Source organism: Nonomuraea sp. NPDC050451, assembly GCF_044458585.1.
On record NZ_JBITHZ010000004.1, the window covers coordinates 20450 to 36993 of the forward strand.

Below are 16544 nucleotides of genomic sequence, written 5' to 3' on the forward strand. Positions count from 1 at the left end.
GCTAGTCCTGCTTCTCCACCAGGTAGCAGCAGATGGTCGCCGTCGTCACGGCCTCGTACGTGCGCCCGTCGCGCAGGTGACCGGCGCGTTCCAAACTGATGGCCCCCTGGGCCGCCGCCCACAGCGCGTCCGCGATCTTGCGGGGCTGGGTCGGGACCAGGTAGCCGGCCGAGATGCAGTCGGCGATCACCCGGTCGAGGATGTTCAGGGCGGCGCGGGCCAGGGTCCTGGCACGCTCGCTGGGTTCGAAACCGGGGATCGCCCGCTCGAACATCAGGCTGTAGTAGCCGGGCTCCGACAGGCACGCCTGGCGGTACGCGGGCCCGAGCGAGCTCAGGTGCTCGAACGGGTTGCGCCGCGTCGGCACCGCCTCCAGAAAGCGTCGAAACCGCTCGAACCCCTCCAGGTAGAGCGCCTCAGCCAGCCCCTCCCTGTTGCCGAACATCGTGTAGATGACGGTCGTCGTGCATCCCGCCTCGGCCGCGATGCGGCGCATGGTCAGGCTGTCGGGCCCGTCGCTCTCGAGGAGGTTCACCGCCACGTCGAGGAGGCGGGAGCGAAGTTCGTCGTGGGTGGCGCGCTCACCCAGGAGGTAGGCGCCCTGCAGCCCCAGCGGCGCCGAAGTCATGAGGCCTCCTTTGCGACCAAGGAGCAGCTATGCGTCCTTGTGACCTCACGCTGTTCGGTCACGGGGCCCACGCCTTTCTCAGATCGGGGGCCCGCCGCGCTGGAGACCCGCACCGATGACTTAGCCATGGCGGAGATCGCTCAAACCACTCCGCATGGTAAACATCCCGAATTGGGTCTACTTCTGTTACATCATGGGTATACCAGGGGGCTTGTACTTAACGGTGAGCCCTGGTGGGAGTCTTGTGCACCATGGTGTAAATCCCCATCTCCCGCTTGGCATAACGTCATGTGTATGGACGTGCGTACCTTCTGGCTGGCCGGCCGCGCCGCGACCGGGGACTCCGAGCTCACTGTGATCAACCCCCATGACGGGCGCGTGGTCGGGCGGCACTCCGTACCGACCGATGCCCAGGTCGAAGAGGCCATCGCGGCCGCGCACGCGGTGGCGCGGGAGGCCGCCGCGCTGCCCGTGCACGTGCGGGCCGAGGCGCTGGCCCACGTGTCGCGCCGGCTCGCCGAGCGGGCCGACGAGATCGCCCACCTGATCACGGCCGAGAACGGCAAGCCGATCTTCTGGGCGCGCGGCGAGGTCAACCGCGCCGTCGCCACGTTCCGCTTCGCCGCCGAGGAGGCCCGCCGCTGGTCCGGCGGCGTGCAGCGGCTCGACACCGAGCCCGCCGCGGCCGGGCGGCTGGCGTATGTCTCGCGCGTCCCGTACGGGCCCGTCCTGGCGATCACCCCGTTCAACTTCCCCCTGAACCTGGTCGCCCACAAGGTCGCCCCCGCCATCGCCGTCGGCGCCCCCGTCATCGTCAAGCCCGCCCCCGCCACGCCGCTCTCCTCGCTCCTGCTCGGCGAGATCCTGGCGGAGACGGACCTGCCCGCGGGGATGTTCTCGGTGCTGCCGATCGAGAACGAGCGCGCCTCGGCGCTCGTCCAGGATCCCCGTCTCCCCGTGGTGTCGTTCACGGGCTCCGCGCCCGTCGGGTACGCCATCGCCGACCAGGTCCCGCGCAAGCACGTGACGCTCGAACTGGGCGGCAACGCCGCCGCCGTCGTGCTCTCCGACGCCGACCTCGACTGGGCCGCGCAGCGCATCGCCCTCTTCTCCAACTACCAGGCCGGCCAGAGCTGCATCGCCGTGCAGCGGGTCATCGTCGAGCAGCCCGTGTACGACGTCTTCGTCGAGCGCCTCCTCCCGGCCGTCTCCGGCCTCGTCACCGGCGACCCGGCGGACGAGAAGACCCAGGTGGGCCCGCTGGTCTCGGAGGCCGCCGCGGAGCGCGTGGAGCAGTGGGTCAAGGAAGCCGTCGCCGCGGGCGCCCGCGTCCTGGCCGGCGGCACCCGCGAGGGCGCCACGATCGCCCCGACCGTGCTCGCCGACGTCCCGCACGACGCCAAGGTGGCGTGCGAGGAGGTCTTCGGCCCCGTCATGATCCTCCAGCCCGCCGCCTCGATCGACGAGGCGTACGCGATGGTCAACGACTCCAAGTACGGCCTGCAGGCCGGGGTGTTCACCCGCTCCCTGGACTCCGCCTTCCGGGCGAACCGGGAGCTGGAGGTGGGCGGCGTGATCATCGGCGACGTCCCCTCGTACCGGGCCGACCAGATGCCTTATGGCGGGGTGAAGGACTCGGGGATCGGACGCGAGGGCCTCCACTCGGCGATGGAGGACCTCACGTACGAGAAGGTCATGGTGCTGACGGGCCTGACGCTCTAGCCCTCTGCCCCCTTCGCAACCCGCGAGCCGCTCCACTCGGGTGCAGGGGACGGCCGCGGGGGCGGGGCGCCACGCCACTCCAGCGCCGGTGCGGCCTGCAGCGGGACGGCGGAGTGCGGCGCAACGCGAACGGCGCCCAGCTAAGCGCGCCCCTGAGGTGCCCGGTGTGCGGCTCGGCGGGTCGTCTCCCGGGTGGCGGGTCTCAGGGGTGCATGGCCGTGCGGTGGCCCGCCGGGAGTGCGGTGGGCCACGTGGGAACGGCGGGTGGGTGGGTCAGCTGACGACGACCTGGGGGCCGGAGTCGTCGCCGAGGTCGACGTCGACGCCCATCTCCTCGGCCAGCCGGAGCGCCTCCTCGATCAGGGTCTCCACGATCTGCGACTCCGGCACCGTCTTGATGACCTCGCCCTTGACGAAGATCTGCCCCTTGCCGTTGCCCGAGGCCACCCCCAGGTCCGCCTCCCGGGCCTCCCCGGGGCCGTTGACGACGCAGCCCATCACGGCCACCCGCAGCGGCACCTTCAGGCCCTCCAGACCGGCGTGGACCTGGTCGGCGAGGGTGTAGACGTCCACCTGGGCGCGGCCGCAGGACGGGCAGGAGACGATCTCCAGGCCGCGCTCGCGCAGCCCGAGCGACTCCAGGATCTGGGCGCCGACCTTGACCTCCTCCACCGGCGGCGCGGAGAGGGAGACGCGGATCGTGTCGCCGATGCCCTCCGCCAGCAGCGCGCCGAAGGCGACGGAGGACTTGATGGTCCCCTGGAAGGCGGGGCCGGCCTCGGTGACGCCGAGGTGGAGCGGGTAGTCGCACTTGGCGGCGAGCAGCCGGTACGCGTTGATCATCACGACCGGGTCGTTGTGCTTGACCGAGATCTTGATGTCGCGGAACCCGTGCTCCTCGAACAGCGAGCACTCCCAGAGCGCCGACTCCACCAGGGCCTCGGGCGTGGCCTTGCCGTACTTCTGCAGCAGGCGCGGGTCGAGCGAGCCGGCGTTGACGCCGATGCGGATCGGCACCCCGTGGTCGGCCGCCGCGCGGGCGATCTCGCCCACCTTGTCGTCAAATTTCTTGATGTTGCCGGGGTTGACCCGAACGGCCGCGCATCCCGCCTCGATGGCGGCGAAGACGTACTTCGGCTGGAAGTGGATGTCGGCGATGACCGGAATCTGCGACTTCTTGGCGATGATCGGCAGCGCGTCGGCGTCGTCCTGGGACGGCACGGCCACGCGCACGATCTGGCAGCCGGACGCCGTGAGCTCCGCGATCTGCTGCAACGTGGCGTTGACGTCGGCGGTCACCGTGGTCGTCATCGACTGCACCGAGACGGGTGCGTCGCCGCCCACGGGCACGCTGCCGACCATGATCTGGCGGGAGTGTCGGCGTTCGGCGAGCGGCTTGGGACGGACCGTCGGGATGCCGAGAGCTACAGAAGACATTTCAACCCTTACTGTGACGACGGTTTCCAGTCTAGGTAGTCAGCGGGACAGCTCGATCGCGCGGGCCCGGGCCCAGGCGTCGGCCGCGAGCACTTCCTCGACGGAGTCCGCCGGGGTGACCTGGTGCTCCTCGACGACCTTGGCCACGGTGTCGACGATCGCCAGGAACGGCAGCTCGCCCCGCATGAACGCGTCGAGGCACGCCTCGTTGGCCGCGTTGTAGACGGCCGGCGCGGTGCCGCCCTCGCCGCCGACGTGCCTGGCCAGCGCGACGGAGGGGAACGCGACGTCGTCGAGAGGCTCGAACGTCCACGTGTGCGCCCTGGTCCAGTCGATGGCCCGCGCCGCACCCGGGATGCGGTGGGGGTGGCTGAGCGCGAGCGCGATCGGCAGCCGCATGTCGGGCGGGCTGGCCTGGGCCACGGTCGAGCCGTCGACGTATTCCACCATGGAGTGGATGATCGACTGCGGGTGGACCACGACCTCAATGCGGTCGAAACCCAAGTCGAACAGCAGGTGCGCCTCGATGACCTCCAGCCCCTTGTTGACCAGGGTGGCGGAGTTGATCGTGATGAACGGGCCCATCGACCAGGTGGGGTGCGCCAGCGCCATCTCGGGTGTGACGTCGGCCATCTCCTCGCGCTTCATCCCCCGGAACGGCCCGCCGCTCGCGGTGATCACGAGCTGCTTGACGCTGCCGGGGTCGTAGCCGTCGGGCCCCGAGGCCCACAGGCACTGCTGCACAGCCGAGTGCTCGGAGTCGACCGGGAGGATCTGGCCGGGCTTGGCGAGCCGCTTGACCAGCGGGCCGCCGATGATCAGGGACTCCTTGTTGGCCAGCGCGAGGGTCCTGCCCGCCTCCAGCGCGACCAGCGTGGAGGTCAGCCCGAGCGCGCCGGTGATGCCGTTGAGCACCGTGTCGCACTGCCAGGCCGCCACCTCCGCGACCCCTTCGGGGCCGCCGAGCACCGTGGGCTTCACGCCGTGCGCGGACAGCGCGTCCTTCAGTGCGGGCACGGCCGCCGCGTCGGCCACCGCGACCGCCTCGACACCGAACGACGCCGCCTGCCTGGCCAGCAGGTCGACCCGGCCGCCGCCCGCCGCCAGCCCGGCGACCTTGAAGCCGCCGGGGTTGGCGGCGACGACGTCGAGGGCCTGGGTGCCGATGGAGCCGGTGGAGCCGAGCACGACGACGGATCGGAGGGTCTCTTCTTGCACCTGTCCATTGTCCCCGCTGCAGGGCGCGCTCGGGCACGCGGCGCCGACCGCGCCAAAATCCCCGCACTTATGTGACCTGAGATAACGCAGTTAATGTATGCCGGAATACGGCTATATCGGTATGCGCAAATCTTGAGAAATCTGGATATTGCTACGGCTACCTTCCGTACCCCAGGTCCGGTTTCGGGAGGTACGTAATGCACCGCGCAGTCGTTCTGCTTTCCATCCTCACCCTCACCTCCGGCGGCGCCGCCCTGCTGCCCGCCGGTGCGGCGCAGGCCGGCGTACAAATGCGGCCCAAACCCACCCAGCACGCGGCCGCGGACACCGCGTCCGAGCAGCGGCAGGTCCTGACGTACTGGACCGAGCAGAAGATGGAGGCGGCCCAGCCGCTGGACGCGCCCAGCCCCAGGACGGGGGCGAAGGTGGCGCTGGGAGAGCCTGCCGAGGGCACCCCGTGGACGGCGCCGCCCACCGGGGCGACGCGTGCGGGGGTGGAACTGCAGGCGGCCCGGTCGTCCGGCCAGCCGTGGACCGGCTCCGGCGCGGTCGTGAAGACCACCGGCCGGATCTTCTTCACGACGCAGGGGCGCAACGCGTCCTGCTCGGGCTCGGCGGTGACCAGCGCGAACAAGAGCGTGGTCCTGACCGCCGGCCACTGCGTCAAGCTGAACGGAACGTTCCACACGAACTGGGTCTTCGTGCCCGGCTACAACAGCGGCAACCGCCCGTTCGGCACCTGGGCGGCCACGAAACTACTCACCACACAGCAGTGGAACGCGAGCGAGGACATCAACTTCGACGTCGCCGCCGCCGTCGTCGCGCCGCTGGAGGGCAAGACGCTGGTGGACGTCGTGGGCGGCCAGGGCGTCGCGTTCAACCAGGGGAGAAGGCAGCAGATGTACGCGTTCGGCTACCCGGCGGCGGCGCCGTACGACGGCTCGAAGCTCATCTACTGCAGCGGGCGGACCTTCGACGACTTCCTCGTGAGCGAGGACCACGGCCTGACCTGCAACATGACCGGCGGTTCGAGCGGTGGCCCCTGGATGCTGAATTTCAACGAGTCGACGGGTCTCGGCACCCAGAATTCGGTCAACAGCTTCAAATACAACTTCGCCCCCAACTGGATGTTCGGCCCATATTTCGGGAACGAGGCGCAGAGCGTCTACCAGGCGGCGCAGAGCACCAACGCACTCTGAGCTATTTACCGAAAGTAGTCACAAGAACACATCTCGTGGTGCAGACTCGGGGGGCATGACCTTGAGCACCCCCCTGCTGGCGGCCGCCCCGCTTTTGGCGGGGCTGATCGGGCCCGCCCTCCTTGGTGCGGCCCCCGGCCAGCAGCAGGCCGACCTGCCCGACCTGCCCGATCACAGGGCGATGCGTCACGAGATAGTCGAGCACGTGGCCGCCCGCACCACCGCCGAGCAGCGGCGCGTGCTCGACTACTGGACGCCGGAGCGCATGGCCGGCGCACTGCCGATCGACCTGCTGGACACCGTGACGGACGGCGCGGGCCTGCTCAGCGGCCTGACAGGTCGCACGGGGGTACGCGCCGCTCCTGACGTGTCGAGCCGGCGCCTGACCCCGCAGAACGACGGCGTGACCACGGGCGTGTCGGGTGACGGCCTGGCCGCCTGGCTGTGGGGCCGCACCCCCCGGCACCAGGCGGCGGCCGCCAGGCGGGACCGGGAGTCCGCGCCCAAGCGGCCGGAGACCAACACCGTCGGCTCCCGCTGGATCACCGGCGGCGCCGTGGCCAGGACCACCGGCCGCGTCTTCCTGACCGTGCGCGGGGCGGACTTCGTCTGCTCGGCCAGTACCGTACGCAGCGCCAACCGGGACGTCGTGGTCACCGCCGGGCACTGCGTCAAGGACGGCGCCGGCGGCTGGGCCGCCAACTGGACGTTCGTCCCGGGGTACGGCACGGGCGGGGCCCAGCGGTTCGGGGTGTACGCGGCCCGCCGCATGTTCGTCGCCGGGCCCTGGTCGCGCAGCGGCGACGACAACTACGACGTGGGCATGGTCGCGCTGGCCACGTCCGGCGGCAGGCACGTGGCCGACGTGGTGGGCACGCAGGAGATCGCCTTCAACCCCGCTCGCGGGGGCCAGGCCTTCGGCTTCGGCTATCCCGCCGACCCGCCGTACGACGGGCATCACCTGGTCTACTGCGCGGGGCGGCTGCGGGCCGACCCGTACGGGCAGAGCCGCGACCAGGGGCTGGGCTGCGAGATGACGGCGGGATCGAGCGGCGGGCCGTGGATGACCACATTCGACCTGGCCACGGGCAAGGGCACGATCACGTCGGTGAGCAGCTTCAAGTACAGCGACGACCAGCGCACCATGTACGGCCCGTACTTCGGCGACGCCGCCAAGGCCCTCTTCGACACGGCGGAGCACGCGTAGCCCGGGGAGGGGCATGAGCGTCGACGTACCGATATCCGGGCACCGGCTCCACCGGGACGGCCGATGCCGTCCCGCCCGGTTTCCGCCACGTCGAGCGTGCCGCCCCTCCAGGTGGTCTTGCAGGCGAGTTGACGCCGCACCTCGGCCATGCCGACGTCGGCGATGGCTCGGGCCGGCGGGCCGACGCCTGCCTCGGTCGTCGGTGGTTCGCCGGGATCGGCCACAACCAGCCGGCGGTTTGAGCAGCCAGTGCCACCTCGACGTACTCGACGCCGAATCTGGCCAGTCGGTCGGGCGTCCCGATATAGGACGGTTACGGCATGCAATCACGCGATTACAAATTGGCAAGCTTTTCCCCATACCCAAAGTGATCAACCGGTCGCTCACGGGAGCATCGCAAGGCCTATGAACATGAAGGGGGCCGGGTGAAGCGGGTCGTTGGGGTTGTCGCCGGTGTCGCGGTGCTCGTCGGCGGGATAGCGAGTGGGGATGGGATGGCGGTGGCCAGCGGTGCGAGACAAGCGCCCGCGGCCATCGCCTGGGGACCCTGTCCGATAGGGGGTAACGGAAGGCCGGCGCCGGCCAACCTGGAATGCGGCACCATACGCGTACCGCTCGACTACCGGGAGCCATGGGGCCAGACGATCCAGCTGGCCGTCAACCGCGTCCGGGCCAGGGTGTCCAAGAGCGCCAACTACCTGGGCGCGCTCCTGGTGAACCCGGGCGGGCCGGGGGCGCCGGGGCGGAGTCTGGCCGAGTTCGTGGCCTCGTCCCTGCCGTCGGACGTGAGCGAGCGCTACGACATCGTCGGGTTCGACCCGCGCGGCGTCGGGGGCAGCGAGCCGACGCTGCACTGCGTGGATCCGGACGTGTTCTTCAAGGCTCCGAGGCCGGACGCGGTGCCGAAGGGGCCGGCCGAGGAGCGGGTGCTGATCGGCAGGGCGCGCGAGTTCGCGGACCGGTGCGGCGCGCGCTGGTCCTGGCTGTTGCCGCACCTCACCACCGAGAACTCCGCCAGGGACATGGACTCGATCCGTGCCGCGCTCGGCGAGCAGAAGATCAGCTACCTCGGCTACTCGTACGGCACCTACCTCGGCGCCGTCTACGCCACGCTCTTCCCGGCCAGGGTCAGGCGGCTGGTCATGGACAGCACGGTCGACCCCACGGGCGTCTGGTACGACGCGAACATCCGGCAGGACGGCGCCTTCGAGCACCGTCACCGGCAGTTCCTGACCTGGACGGCCAAGCACAACGACGTCTACCGGCTGGGCACCTCGCTCAAGCAGACGTCGTTCGCCTACTACGCGATGCGCGACCGGCTGCGGGCCCGCCCGGCCGGCGGCGTCGTGGGGCCGAGCGAGCTGGACGACACCTTCACGGTCGCCGGGTACAGCGACCGGGTCTGGCCCGCGTTCGCCGCGGCCTGGTCCGCGTACGTGCGCCAGGGCGACGCGAAGAGCCTGGTCGACATCTACAAGAAGCACGGCGAGGACGACAAGGCCGACGAGAACGGCTACGCCTCCTACCTGGGCGTCCAGTGCAGGGACGCCAAGTGGCCGCGCAAGTGGGAGAAGTGGCGGGACGACATGACCCGGCTGCACCGCCGGGCGCCGTTCCTGACCTGGCCGAACGCCTGGTTCAACGCTCCGTGCGCCTTCTGGCCGGTGCGGGGCGGGACGCCGATCGAGGTGCAGGGCTCGCCGAACCTGCCGCCGGTGCTCATCATCCAGTCCCGTGACGACGCCGCGACGCCGTTCAAGGGGGCGCTGGAGATGCGCAGGCACTTCGTCCGCACGGGCCTGGTGATCGACGCCGGCGGCAACCACGGCGTGTCGCTGACGGGCAGCGAGTGCGTGGACGAGCATCTGGCGACGTACCTGCGGGACGGCACGGTGCCGCCGCGGGACGTGGAGTGCGCCGCGCAGCCGGAGCCGCGCCCGTCCACCCACATGACGGCGGACGCCGTGAGCCCTCCGACCGGGCTGCTCGGGATCCTCGGCACGCTTGGGCTCTGACTGACGTCAAGAAAGGATTACCGTGGCCGTCTCCCACTGAGCCAATCGGTGACCCTTCGCGTAGTGTGACCTTTGTGATGCTGCGTACATCGGCGTCGCGCGTGCTCGACGACAGCGACCGGGACGAGGTCCTAGCCCTGCTGGACACCGACCCGGTCGCGAACGTCTTCGTCTCCTCCAGAGTGCGGGCCGTCGGACTCAATCCGGCGAGACTGGGTGGGCAGATGTGGGGGTTCGGGGCGCGAGGCGGCCTTGTGTCACTCTGTTACGCCGGGGCCAACATGGTGCCCGTCAACGCCGGTCCCGAGGCCGTGCATGCCTTCGCCGACCGTGCCCGCAAGCAGGGGCGCCGCTGCTCCTCCATCGTGGGCCCGGTCGACGCCGTCTCTCTGCTGTGGGAGCGCCTCGAGCCGCACTGGGGCCGGGCGCGCGCCGTCCGCTGGGCGCAGCCGGTCATGGCCACCTCGCGCAAGTCGCCGGTGCCCGCCGATCCGCTGGTACGCCGGGTGCGGCCGGAGGAGTTCGACATCCTGCTGCCCGCCTGCGTGGCCATGTTCACCGAGGAAGTCGGGGTCTCTCCCAACCTCGGCGACGGCGGCGCCCTCTACCGGACCAGGGTCGCCGAGCTGATCAGGATCGGCCGCTCCTACGCGCGCATCGACGACGGCCGCGTGGTGTTCAAGGCGGAGATCGGGGCCGTCACGCCGCAGGCCTGCCAGATCCAGGGCGTCTGGGTCGCCCCCGAGCTGCGGGGGAGGGGCCATGCCGTGGCCGGCATGGCCGCCGTCGTGGAGGCCGCGAGGAGCCTGTTCGCCCCCGTGGTCACGCTCTACGTGAACGACTTCAACCTCTCGGCCAGGGCCGTCTACCGCAAGGTGGGCTTCCAGGAGGTCGACACCTTCATGTCCGTCCTTTTCTAGATACGGACGAGCTTGTCGAACAGCCTGGCCAGCTCGGTCTCCGGGTCGGCGGTGAGTCCCGCGTGCACGGGCCCGGCCTGGACGATCGTGCTGCGCGGCGCGGTCAGCCAGCGGAACCTGCCGCCGAGCGACTCCTCGGCCAGCGGTCCCGGCCGCTCGCCGCAGGCCAGCTCGTACGCGCTGAGCGCACGGCGTATCCCGTCGAGGTCGGCGTTCGGGTCGAGGGCACGCAGCCGGGCGGCGTCGAGCTCGACCCGCGCGCACAGGTAGCCGCGCGGCTGGCAGTAGAGGAGCACGCCCGCGTTGATCAGCTCGCCGCGCTCGACCTTGGGCACCACGCGGATCACCGCGTACTCGTAGACGTCCCTGGTCACCGGCCGCCTCCCCGCCAGAACTCGCCCACCGACCCCGGGCCGCCCTTCGGGGCCTTCGCCTCGCCGCGCACGAGCCACTCGCGCGGCCCGTGCGCCCGCTCCATCAGATGCTCGACGTACGCCTCGCGCACCGCCCCCGGGTCGTCGAACCCTGGCTCGCCGTCCAGCCACTCGTCGGGCACCATCGCGGCCACGCTCTCCAGCAGCTCCCGCGTGATCCTCGCGGCCAGGTGGTCGCCCGCGGCCTCGACGTCACCGGCGAACGGCGCGAGCACGTGGTCGCCCGCGTCGAACTTCCGCTGAGGGTCGGCCGTGCGCCAGTTGTGGTGGAACCAGAGCGCCGCGCCGTGGTCGATCAGCCAGGTCTCGCGGTGCCAGACCAGCAGGTTGGGGTTGCGCCAGCTGCGGTCGATGTTGTGGATGAGGCCGTCGAACCACACCACCCTGGCCGCGAACACCGGGTCCGCCGCCCAGGCCAGCGGCTCGAACCCCAGCGCGCCCGGCAGGAAGTCGATCGCCAGGTTGAGGCCGGAGCTGGCCTTGAGGAGGTCCTGCACCTCTTCGTCCGGCTCGCGGATGCCGAGCTGCGGGTCGAGGTCGATGAGCTTGAGATCGGGGGTCCTGAGCCCGAGCCTGCGGCCCAGCTCGGCCGCGACGATCTCGGCGACGAGCACCCGCCGGCCCTGGCCCGCCTCGCGAAACTTCACCACGTACGTGCCCAGGTCGTCGGCCTCGACGACGCCGGGCAGCGAACCGCCCTCTCGCAGCGGGGTCACGTAACGGGTGGCTGAGATCCTTTCCAGCACAGGAGGAAGGCTATCGCCCATCCGGGCCCCTCTCCCTCCCGGGACGGCGCGCGGCGCGATCGATCAGCCGGCCGGGCGGCGGAAGGGGGCGAAGGGGTGGTCGCGGGAGGCGTCGACGGCCGTGAAGGCGTAGTCGAGCATGCGGCGCTCGTACGCGGCCTTGGCGCCGGCGAGGGGCTGCCCCTCGGCCGCTGCGAGCAGCTCGCTCAGCAGGTGGGCGTCCCGCAGGCCCACGTTGGCGCCCTCGCCCCGGCCGGGGCTCATGCTGTGCACGGCGTCGCCCACCAGCGTGACCGCGGGCTCGTCCCAGGGCTCCACCCGCCGCGCCGAATGGACCTGCAGCACGAACGTCGCCTCCGGGTCCGCCTCGCGCACGATGCGCCGCACGCCCTCGTGCCAGTCCCGCACCGTGTCCATGGCCAGCCGGTGCAGCCCGGCAGGGGGCACGCCGTCGGGCCGGAGGCCGGACCCGCTCATCGTCCATGAGAAGTAGCCGGGAACGTCCGTCAGGTGCGCGCCGGGAGCGTGGCGGGCCACGGCCTCGGGCACGGGGGTGAGTGGACGGCAGGTGGCGATGCCGATGGCCGTGCCGTCGGGGGCGGTGACCCGGTTGAAGGAGTCGGTCAGCTCGGGCGGCGTGGCGGCCAGCAGTGCGGGCGTGATCCACGTGCGGCCGTACAGCGTCCAGCCGAGCTCGTCCACCGCGGCGCCGGGCAGGAGCTGCGCCCGCATCCGCGAGCCCACGCCCTCCGCCCCCACGAGCAGGTCGCCGTCCACATGGTGGCCGTCCGCGAAGTGGGCGCGCACGCGGCCGCCGTCCAGCCGCTCGTACCGCTGGTAGTCCATGCCGAACCGGACCGGGACCGCCGGCTCGGCCATGAGGATCTCGCGGAGCGTGAGCCGGTTGACGCCCAGGCCGTCGACGCCCGGCCGCTGCTCCGGGAGGTCCTTGGCGAACTTCGGCCGCAGGCCGGCGTCCATGAAGATCATGCGGGTGGCCGGGCGGATCGAGGTCGCCACGGCCAGGTCGAACAGGTGGTCCGGCAGGCAGGCCCGCAGCGCCCGTACGCCGGTGTCCTTGAGGCTGATGCGGTAGCCCTGGGGGCGGTGGGCGGCCGAGGGGTCGCGTTCGAAGAGGGTGACGGCGAGGCCCGTCCGGCGCAGGCCCTGGGCGAGGCACGATCCGGCGATTCCGCCTCCCACGATCAAGACGTGTCGGTCATTCATGTCACGACTGTAACTGTCACGACAGCAAATGTCTACGCAGGCTATTCTCGGGGGATGAATGAGGACCGTGCGCCGCAGTCGACGTTCGAGCTGGTGCTGGGGGGAGGGTCGCTGCTCGTGCAGGTGGGCAGGGAGCTCAACACCGAGACCGAGCGGCGCCTGGCGCCCCTCGGGCTCACGGCGCAGCAGGCCGCGCTGCTGCTGCACGCCTCGCGCGGCGGCGGCACGCCCAGCCTGCTGAAGCGCCGGCTCGGCACGGACACGGCCGGGATGACCAGGCTGCTGGACCGGCTGGAGGCCAAGGGGCTGCTGCGGCGGGAGCGGCATCCCGAGGACCGGCGCTCGATCGTCATCGAGCTGACGGACGAGGGGCGGGCGCTGGTGCCCAGCCTGCCGCCGATCTTCGGGAGGATCAGCCACCAGGTGTTCGCGGGGTTCTCGCCGGAGGAGGTCGCGCAGGTCACGGACATGCTGCGGCGGATACTGGAGAACCTCGCCGAGGAGGGGCCGGGCGCCTAGAGAGACCGGGTGGCGCGGGCGCGGATGGCGGCGAGCATGATGCGGCGGATCAGGCCGCTGCCGAGCCGGATCACCAGCCAGTACCGCAGGAACGCGCGCCGCGCGTCCTCGCTCGTGGCCACCACGCGGGTCTCCGTGACGAGCCTGATCCGCCCCTCGCCCGCCTCGTCCAGCCGGAAGCTCAGCGTGCCCTTGGCGTAGCCGGGCCGGTCGAACGCGTCGAAGTCGGCGGCGCCGGAGATCGTGCCGCTGCTCTCGGCGTGCCCGAGGCGCCACCACTGCCCGATGAGTCCCATGACCAGCTCGTGCCCCGGCTCCTCGGCGAGCGGCGTGAAGCGGGGCATGCTCCGGTGCGGCCGGCCGCCGCTGAGGCGCGCGGCCACGTCGCGGATGGCCACGACGGCCCGCAGATCGAGCGAGCCCGGGTCCTTGACGGCGTCCCAGACGCGCTCGCGCGACGCGTTGATCACGATGGAGTGCCGCTCGGAGGCGTCGGGCCGCGGGATGAACCGGTCCGTGAGCGTGGGCATGGGCCACCTCTTTCCATACGGATGCGTATGGTCCGACTATACGGTGGCGTATGGAAGGATGGGCGGGTGGGCCGGTTGAACGCGGACGACTGGGCGCGGGCCGCACTGGAGGCCCTGGCCGAGGGCGGGCTGGCCGCCGTGGCCGTGGAGCCGGTGGCGGTGCGGCTCGGCGTGTCGAAGGGCAGCTTCTACTGGCACTTCCCCAACCGGCAGGCGCTGGTTGAGGCGGCGCTGGAGCGGTGGGAGGCCGGCACCGAGGAGATCATCGCCCGGCTGGAGCCGGTGCCCGATCCGGCGGAGCGCATGCGGACGCTGCTGGAGTGGGCGTTCGGCGACGGGCATGACGCCGCCGTCTCGTTCCGGCTGATCAGCGAGGCCGACGACCCGGCCGTGGGCCCAGTGGTGGGCCCGGTGGTGCGGCGGGTGACCGAGCGGCGGCTGGCGTTCATGCGAGCCGTCCTGGAGGAGGTCGGCCAGCCGCCGGACGAGGCGGCCCGGCGGGCGCTGACCGCGTACGGCGGCTATCTCGGCCTGGCCGCCCTGGCCCGCATCGGCGCGGTGGCGGCCGCGCCGAAGGACCTGGCCGACGCCCTGGAGGAGCTGGGCCTGCGGCCTCGCTGACGTCAGATCTTCGCGATGACCTCCTCCGCGAAGCGCTCCATGGTGGCGATCTTGAGGTCCAGCGTCCCCTCGCCGTACCTGGCCTTCTCCTCGGGGGTGGCCAGCCACCACGGCGCCGCCATGGTCCCGGTGACGCCCTTGGCGGCGAAGCGGCGGTAGGTGTCGGCGTCCGGCATCACCGCGAGCGGCGCGATGATGTCGAAGGGCTCGCTCCTGCCGCTCTCGTCGAGGTGACCGCGGAGCGTGGCGAGCACCACGTCGAACTGCTCCTCCGTGTAGATCCGGTTCCCGATCCAGCCGTCACCCAGCCGGGCGGCCCGGCGCAGGGCGGCGTCGCTGTCGCCGCCCACGTAGACGGGGATCGGCCGGTCGGGGGTGGGCGAGATCGACAGCTCGGGCAGGCCGTCCAGCGCGACCGTCTCGCCGGCCCAGAGCGAGCGCAGCGTCGGGAGCATCGCGTCCAGCCGCCGTCCCCGCGTGTGGAAGTCCTGCCCGGTGCCGACGAACTCCTCCTTGCACCAGCCCACCCCGACCCCGAAGGTCACCCGGTCGTTCGACAGCACCGCGGCCGTGGACACCTGCTTGGCCACGGTGAACAGGTCGCGGGCGGGAGCGATGTAGACGTTGGGGGAGAAACGCAGGGTGGTGGTCACCGCCGCCATGGCGCCGATCGTCACCCACACGTCCGGCCAGTGCGTACGCGCGTCCCAGCGCGGCCGGCCCGACCGCGAGTACGGGTACGGCGAGGCGAAGTCGGCGTAGAACAGGTGGTCCGACAGCGTGAGCGTGTCGAACCCGCACCGCTCGGCCGCCCGCGCCAGCTCCAGGAACTGGTCGGTGTCGACGAACGAGGCTCCCAGCCAGAATCTCATTGGAACTCCGGGATGACCTTGGTGGCGAACAGCTCCAGGTTCCGCTTGACCGTGTCCAGCGGCAGCACGCCCTGCTGTCCCTGCATGTAGAGCCCGAACCACTCCAGGTCGGGCATGCGGTCGAGCATCCGCTGGATCCCGCGCTTGACGTCGTCCGGCGTGCCGAACAGCGCCATCTCCACGTCGTTCATCCGCTTGGCGTCGCCCTTCTCGGGGGAGATGGGCTTGTGCTTCTCGTCCTCCTTCTTGCGCAGCACCTCCAGGTAGCCGAACGGGCCGAAGAAGGCGGCGAAGTCCTTGGGGATGCTGCGGCCGAAGGTGTTGATGGCCTCCTCGGTGGTGTCCGCGATGCCGACGATCTTGAGGATGCCGGTGTGCTCGCCCAGCTTGTAGTGGCGGCCCTGCTTGGCCGACTCCTCCTGGTACAGCTTGGCCTTGGCGGCGTGGTCGTCGGGGTTGGGGGTGAACATCCACGGCAGGATGTCCTCCTGGGCGGCCCTGATGACCGACCGGTCCGAGATCGTGAACGGCTGCCACAGCTCGGGGTGGGGGTTCTGGTACGGCCTGGGGCAGACGGAGACGGCCTGCACCTTGCCGTCCTCGGAGATCTCGCCCGGCGCGCCGAACGTCTGGGTCCACTCCAGCGCGGGCCATCCCTCGATGCCCTCGTACGGATACGGCACCTGGTAGTCCAGTACGTCCGACTTGTAGCGCAACGTCTCCTGCGTCCACGCCAGCTTCATGATCTTCAGCACCTCGCCGAAGACGTCGAAGTTCCGCGTGTCGGAGGCCGACCCGTCGGAGCGCGCGGCGGCGGCGTGCCAGCGCTGGCCCAGCACGTTCATCCACCGGTTCTGGTAGCCGCGCGCCACGCCCAGCCGCAGCCGTCCCTTGCAGAACTGGTCGAGCAGCGCCACGTCCTCCGCGGCCCTGATCGGGTCCCAGGCGGGTAGCACCAGGCCGAGCGGCGCGAGCAGGATCCGCTCGGTCCTGGCGGCGAGGTCCGTGAGGAACATCAGCGGGTTGACCGAGAACTCCATGCCCTCCGAGTGGAAGTGGTGCTCGGTCATCATGAGCGCGTCGAACCCGAGCTGGTCGGCGTGCACGGCTATCTCCCGCACCTCGTGCAGCAGCTTCTGGTACGACTCCGTGTCGCGCCCGATCGGGCGTTTGGCCTTGGCGTTCTCCTCGGCCGCGTACCCGGAGCCGGGAATCTGCGGATTCAGGAAGATAGAAAACTTCACCGGGG

The 16544-nt window shown here is 71.0% G+C and carries 16 protein-coding genes; 7 read left to right on the forward strand and 9 right to left on the reverse strand.

Annotated features, from left to right (window positions below):
* Nucleotide 1: 1 nt before the first annotated feature.
* A complete protein-coding gene (locus tag ACIBI9_RS15095) occupies nucleotides 2-628 on the reverse strand; it encodes a TetR/AcrR family transcriptional regulator (protein ID WP_397222624.1) in 627 nt (208 codons plus the stop codon).
* A 294-nt stretch (nucleotides 629-922) separates the two neighbouring features.
* Here ACIBI9_RS15095 and ACIBI9_RS15100 point away from each other — a divergent pair, with 294 nt between their 5' ends.
* Nucleotides 923-2350 (forward strand): aldehyde dehydrogenase family protein, encoded by a 1428-nt coding sequence (locus ACIBI9_RS15100; protein WP_397222625.1) that lies wholly within the window; start codon nucleotides 923-925, stop codon nucleotides 2348-2350.
* A 273-nt stretch (nucleotides 2351-2623) separates the two neighbouring features.
* Here the strand turns inward: ACIBI9_RS15100 and ispG are convergent, their stop codons facing one another.
* Complete coding sequence (gene ispG / locus ACIBI9_RS15105; RefSeq protein WP_397222626.1) at nucleotides 2624-3787, reverse strand: flavodoxin-dependent (E)-4-hydroxy-3-methylbut-2-enyl-diphosphate synthase; 1164 nt, start codon at nucleotides 3785-3787, stop codon at nucleotides 2624-2626.
* A 39-nt stretch (nucleotides 3788-3826) separates the two neighbouring features.
* Nucleotides 3827-5005, reverse strand: coding sequence for a 1-deoxy-D-xylulose-5-phosphate reductoisomerase (gene dxr, locus ACIBI9_RS15110; protein ID WP_397222627.1), 1179 nt, complete (start codon nucleotides 5003-5005; stop codon nucleotides 3827-3829).
* A gap of 197 nt (nucleotides 5006-5202) precedes the next feature.
* Between dxr and ACIBI9_RS15115 the strand changes: the two genes are divergently transcribed.
* The 4 genes from ACIBI9_RS15115 (at nucleotide 5203) to ACIBI9_RS15130 (ending at nucleotide 10346) form a co-directional block, all read left to right on the forward strand.
* Complete coding sequence (locus ACIBI9_RS15115; protein ID WP_397222628.1) at nucleotides 5203-6204, forward strand: trypsin-like serine peptidase; 1002 nt, start codon at nucleotides 5203-5205, stop codon at nucleotides 6202-6204.
* 55 nt (nucleotides 6205-6259) lie between these two features.
* Nucleotides 6260-7411, forward strand: a complete 1152-nt coding sequence (locus ACIBI9_RS15120) for a trypsin-like serine peptidase (protein ID WP_397222629.1) — start codon at nucleotides 6260-6262, stop codon at nucleotides 7409-7411.
* Nucleotides 7412-7836: 425 nt separating this feature from the next.
* Nucleotides 7837-9426: an alpha/beta hydrolase gene (locus ACIBI9_RS15125; protein WP_397222630.1), complete on the forward strand. Its 1590-nt coding sequence runs from the start codon at nucleotides 7837-7839 to the stop codon at nucleotides 9424-9426.
* A 77-nt stretch (nucleotides 9427-9503) separates the two neighbouring features.
* Nucleotides 9504-10346 (forward strand): GNAT family N-acetyltransferase, encoded by an 843-nt coding sequence (locus tag ACIBI9_RS15130; RefSeq protein ID WP_397223304.1) that lies wholly within the window; start codon nucleotides 9504-9506, stop codon nucleotides 10344-10346.
* On the opposite strand, the gene ACIBI9_RS15135 is transcribed toward ACIBI9_RS15130, so the two are convergent.
* The 3 genes from ACIBI9_RS15135 to ACIBI9_RS15145 are packed head-to-tail and all read right to left on the reverse strand — an operon-like array spanning nucleotide 10343 to nucleotide 12753.
* Nucleotides 10343-10720 (reverse strand): DUF3037 domain-containing protein, encoded by a 378-nt coding sequence (locus ACIBI9_RS15135; RefSeq protein WP_397222631.1) that lies wholly within the window; start codon nucleotides 10718-10720, stop codon nucleotides 10343-10345. The genes ACIBI9_RS15130 and ACIBI9_RS15135 overlap by 4 nt on opposite strands.
* Nucleotides 10717-11547 carry a HipA family kinase gene (locus tag ACIBI9_RS15140; RefSeq protein ID WP_397222632.1) on the reverse strand — a complete coding sequence of 277 codons (831 nt, stop codon included), beginning with the start codon at nucleotides 11545-11547 and terminating at the stop codon, nucleotides 10717-10719. Before ACIBI9_RS15140 ends, ACIBI9_RS15135 begins: the two co-directional genes overlap by 4 nt.
* A 42-nt stretch (nucleotides 11548-11589) precedes the next feature.
* Nucleotides 11590-12753 (reverse strand): FAD-dependent oxidoreductase, encoded by a 1164-nt coding sequence (locus ACIBI9_RS15145; protein ID WP_397222633.1) that lies wholly within the window; start codon nucleotides 12751-12753, stop codon nucleotides 11590-11592.
* A gap of 54 nt (nucleotides 12754-12807) precedes the next feature.
* Here ACIBI9_RS15145 and ACIBI9_RS15150 point away from each other — a divergent pair, with 54 nt between their 5' ends.
* Nucleotides 12808-13272 carry a MarR family winged helix-turn-helix transcriptional regulator gene (locus ACIBI9_RS15150; protein WP_397222635.1) on the forward strand — a complete coding sequence of 155 codons (465 nt, stop codon included), beginning with the start codon at nucleotides 12808-12810 and terminating at the stop codon, nucleotides 13270-13272.
* Here the strand turns inward: ACIBI9_RS15150 and ACIBI9_RS15155 are convergent.
* Nucleotides 13269-13802, reverse strand: a complete 534-nt coding sequence (locus ACIBI9_RS15155; RefSeq protein ID WP_397222636.1) for a hypothetical protein — start codon at nucleotides 13800-13802, stop codon at nucleotides 13269-13271. The two genes, ACIBI9_RS15150 and ACIBI9_RS15155, sit on opposite strands and share 4 nt — an antisense overlap.
* A 66-nt stretch (nucleotides 13803-13868) precedes the next feature.
* Here ACIBI9_RS15155 and ACIBI9_RS15160 point away from each other — a divergent pair, with 66 nt between their 5' ends.
* Nucleotides 13869-14423, forward strand: coding sequence for a TetR/AcrR family transcriptional regulator (locus ACIBI9_RS15160; protein ID WP_397222637.1), 555 nt, complete (start codon nucleotides 13869-13871; stop codon nucleotides 14421-14423).
* A 2-nt stretch (nucleotides 14424-14425) separates the two neighbouring features.
* On the opposite strand, the gene ACIBI9_RS15165 is transcribed toward ACIBI9_RS15160, so the two are convergent.
* Nucleotides 14426-15295: a TIGR03619 family F420-dependent LLM class oxidoreductase gene (locus ACIBI9_RS15165; RefSeq protein WP_397222638.1), complete on the reverse strand. Its 870-nt coding sequence runs from the start codon at nucleotides 15293-15295 to the stop codon at nucleotides 14426-14428.
* Nucleotides 15292-16539, reverse strand: coding sequence for an LLM class flavin-dependent oxidoreductase (locus ACIBI9_RS15170; protein WP_397222639.1), 1248 nt, complete (start codon nucleotides 16537-16539; stop codon nucleotides 15292-15294). The genes ACIBI9_RS15165 and ACIBI9_RS15170 overlap by 4 nt, the downstream gene beginning before the upstream one ends.
* Nucleotides 16540-16544 lie beyond the last annotated feature (5 nt).

Bases quoted from the DNA above. Each gene is read 5' to 3' on its own strand.
- ACIBI9_RS15120 (WP_397222629.1), top strand. From the start codon at position 6,260: ATGACCTTGAGCACCCCCCTGCTGGCGGCCGCCCCGCTTTTGGCGGGG.
- ACIBI9_RS15095 (WP_397222624.1), bottom strand. From the start codon at position 628: ATGACTTCGGCGCCGCTGGGGCTGCAGGGCGCCTACCTCCTGGGTGAG.
- ACIBI9_RS15165 (WP_397222638.1), bottom strand. From the start codon at position 15,295: ATGAGATTCTGGCTGGGAGCCTCGTTCGTCGACACCGACCAGTTCCTG.
- ACIBI9_RS15155 (WP_397222636.1), bottom strand. From the start codon at position 13,802: ATGCCCACGCTCACGGACCGGTTCATCCCGCGGCCCGACGCCTCCGAG.
- ACIBI9_RS15130 (WP_397223304.1), top strand. From the start codon at position 9,504: ATGCTGCGTACATCGGCGTCGCGCGTGCTCGACGACAGCGACCGGGAC.
- ACIBI9_RS15150 (WP_397222635.1), top strand. From the start codon at position 12,808: ATGAATGAGGACCGTGCGCCGCAGTCGACGTTCGAGCTGGTGCTGGGG.
- ACIBI9_RS15145 (WP_397222633.1), bottom strand. From the start codon at position 12,753: ATGAATGACCGACACGTCTTGATCGTGGGAGGCGGAATCGCCGGATCG.
- ACIBI9_RS15100 (WP_397222625.1), top strand. From the start codon at position 923: ATGGACGTGCGTACCTTCTGGCTGGCCGGCCGCGCCGCGACCGGGGAC.
- ACIBI9_RS15140 (WP_397222632.1), bottom strand. From the start codon at position 11,547: ATGGGCGATAGCCTTCCTCCTGTGCTGGAAAGGATCTCAGCCACCCGT.
- ispG (WP_397222626.1), bottom strand. From the start codon at position 3,787: ATGTCTTCTGTAGCTCTCGGCATCCCGACGGTCCGTCCCAAGCCGCTC.
- ACIBI9_RS15115 (WP_397222628.1), top strand. From the start codon at position 5,203: ATGCACCGCGCAGTCGTTCTGCTTTCCATCCTCACCCTCACCTCCGGC.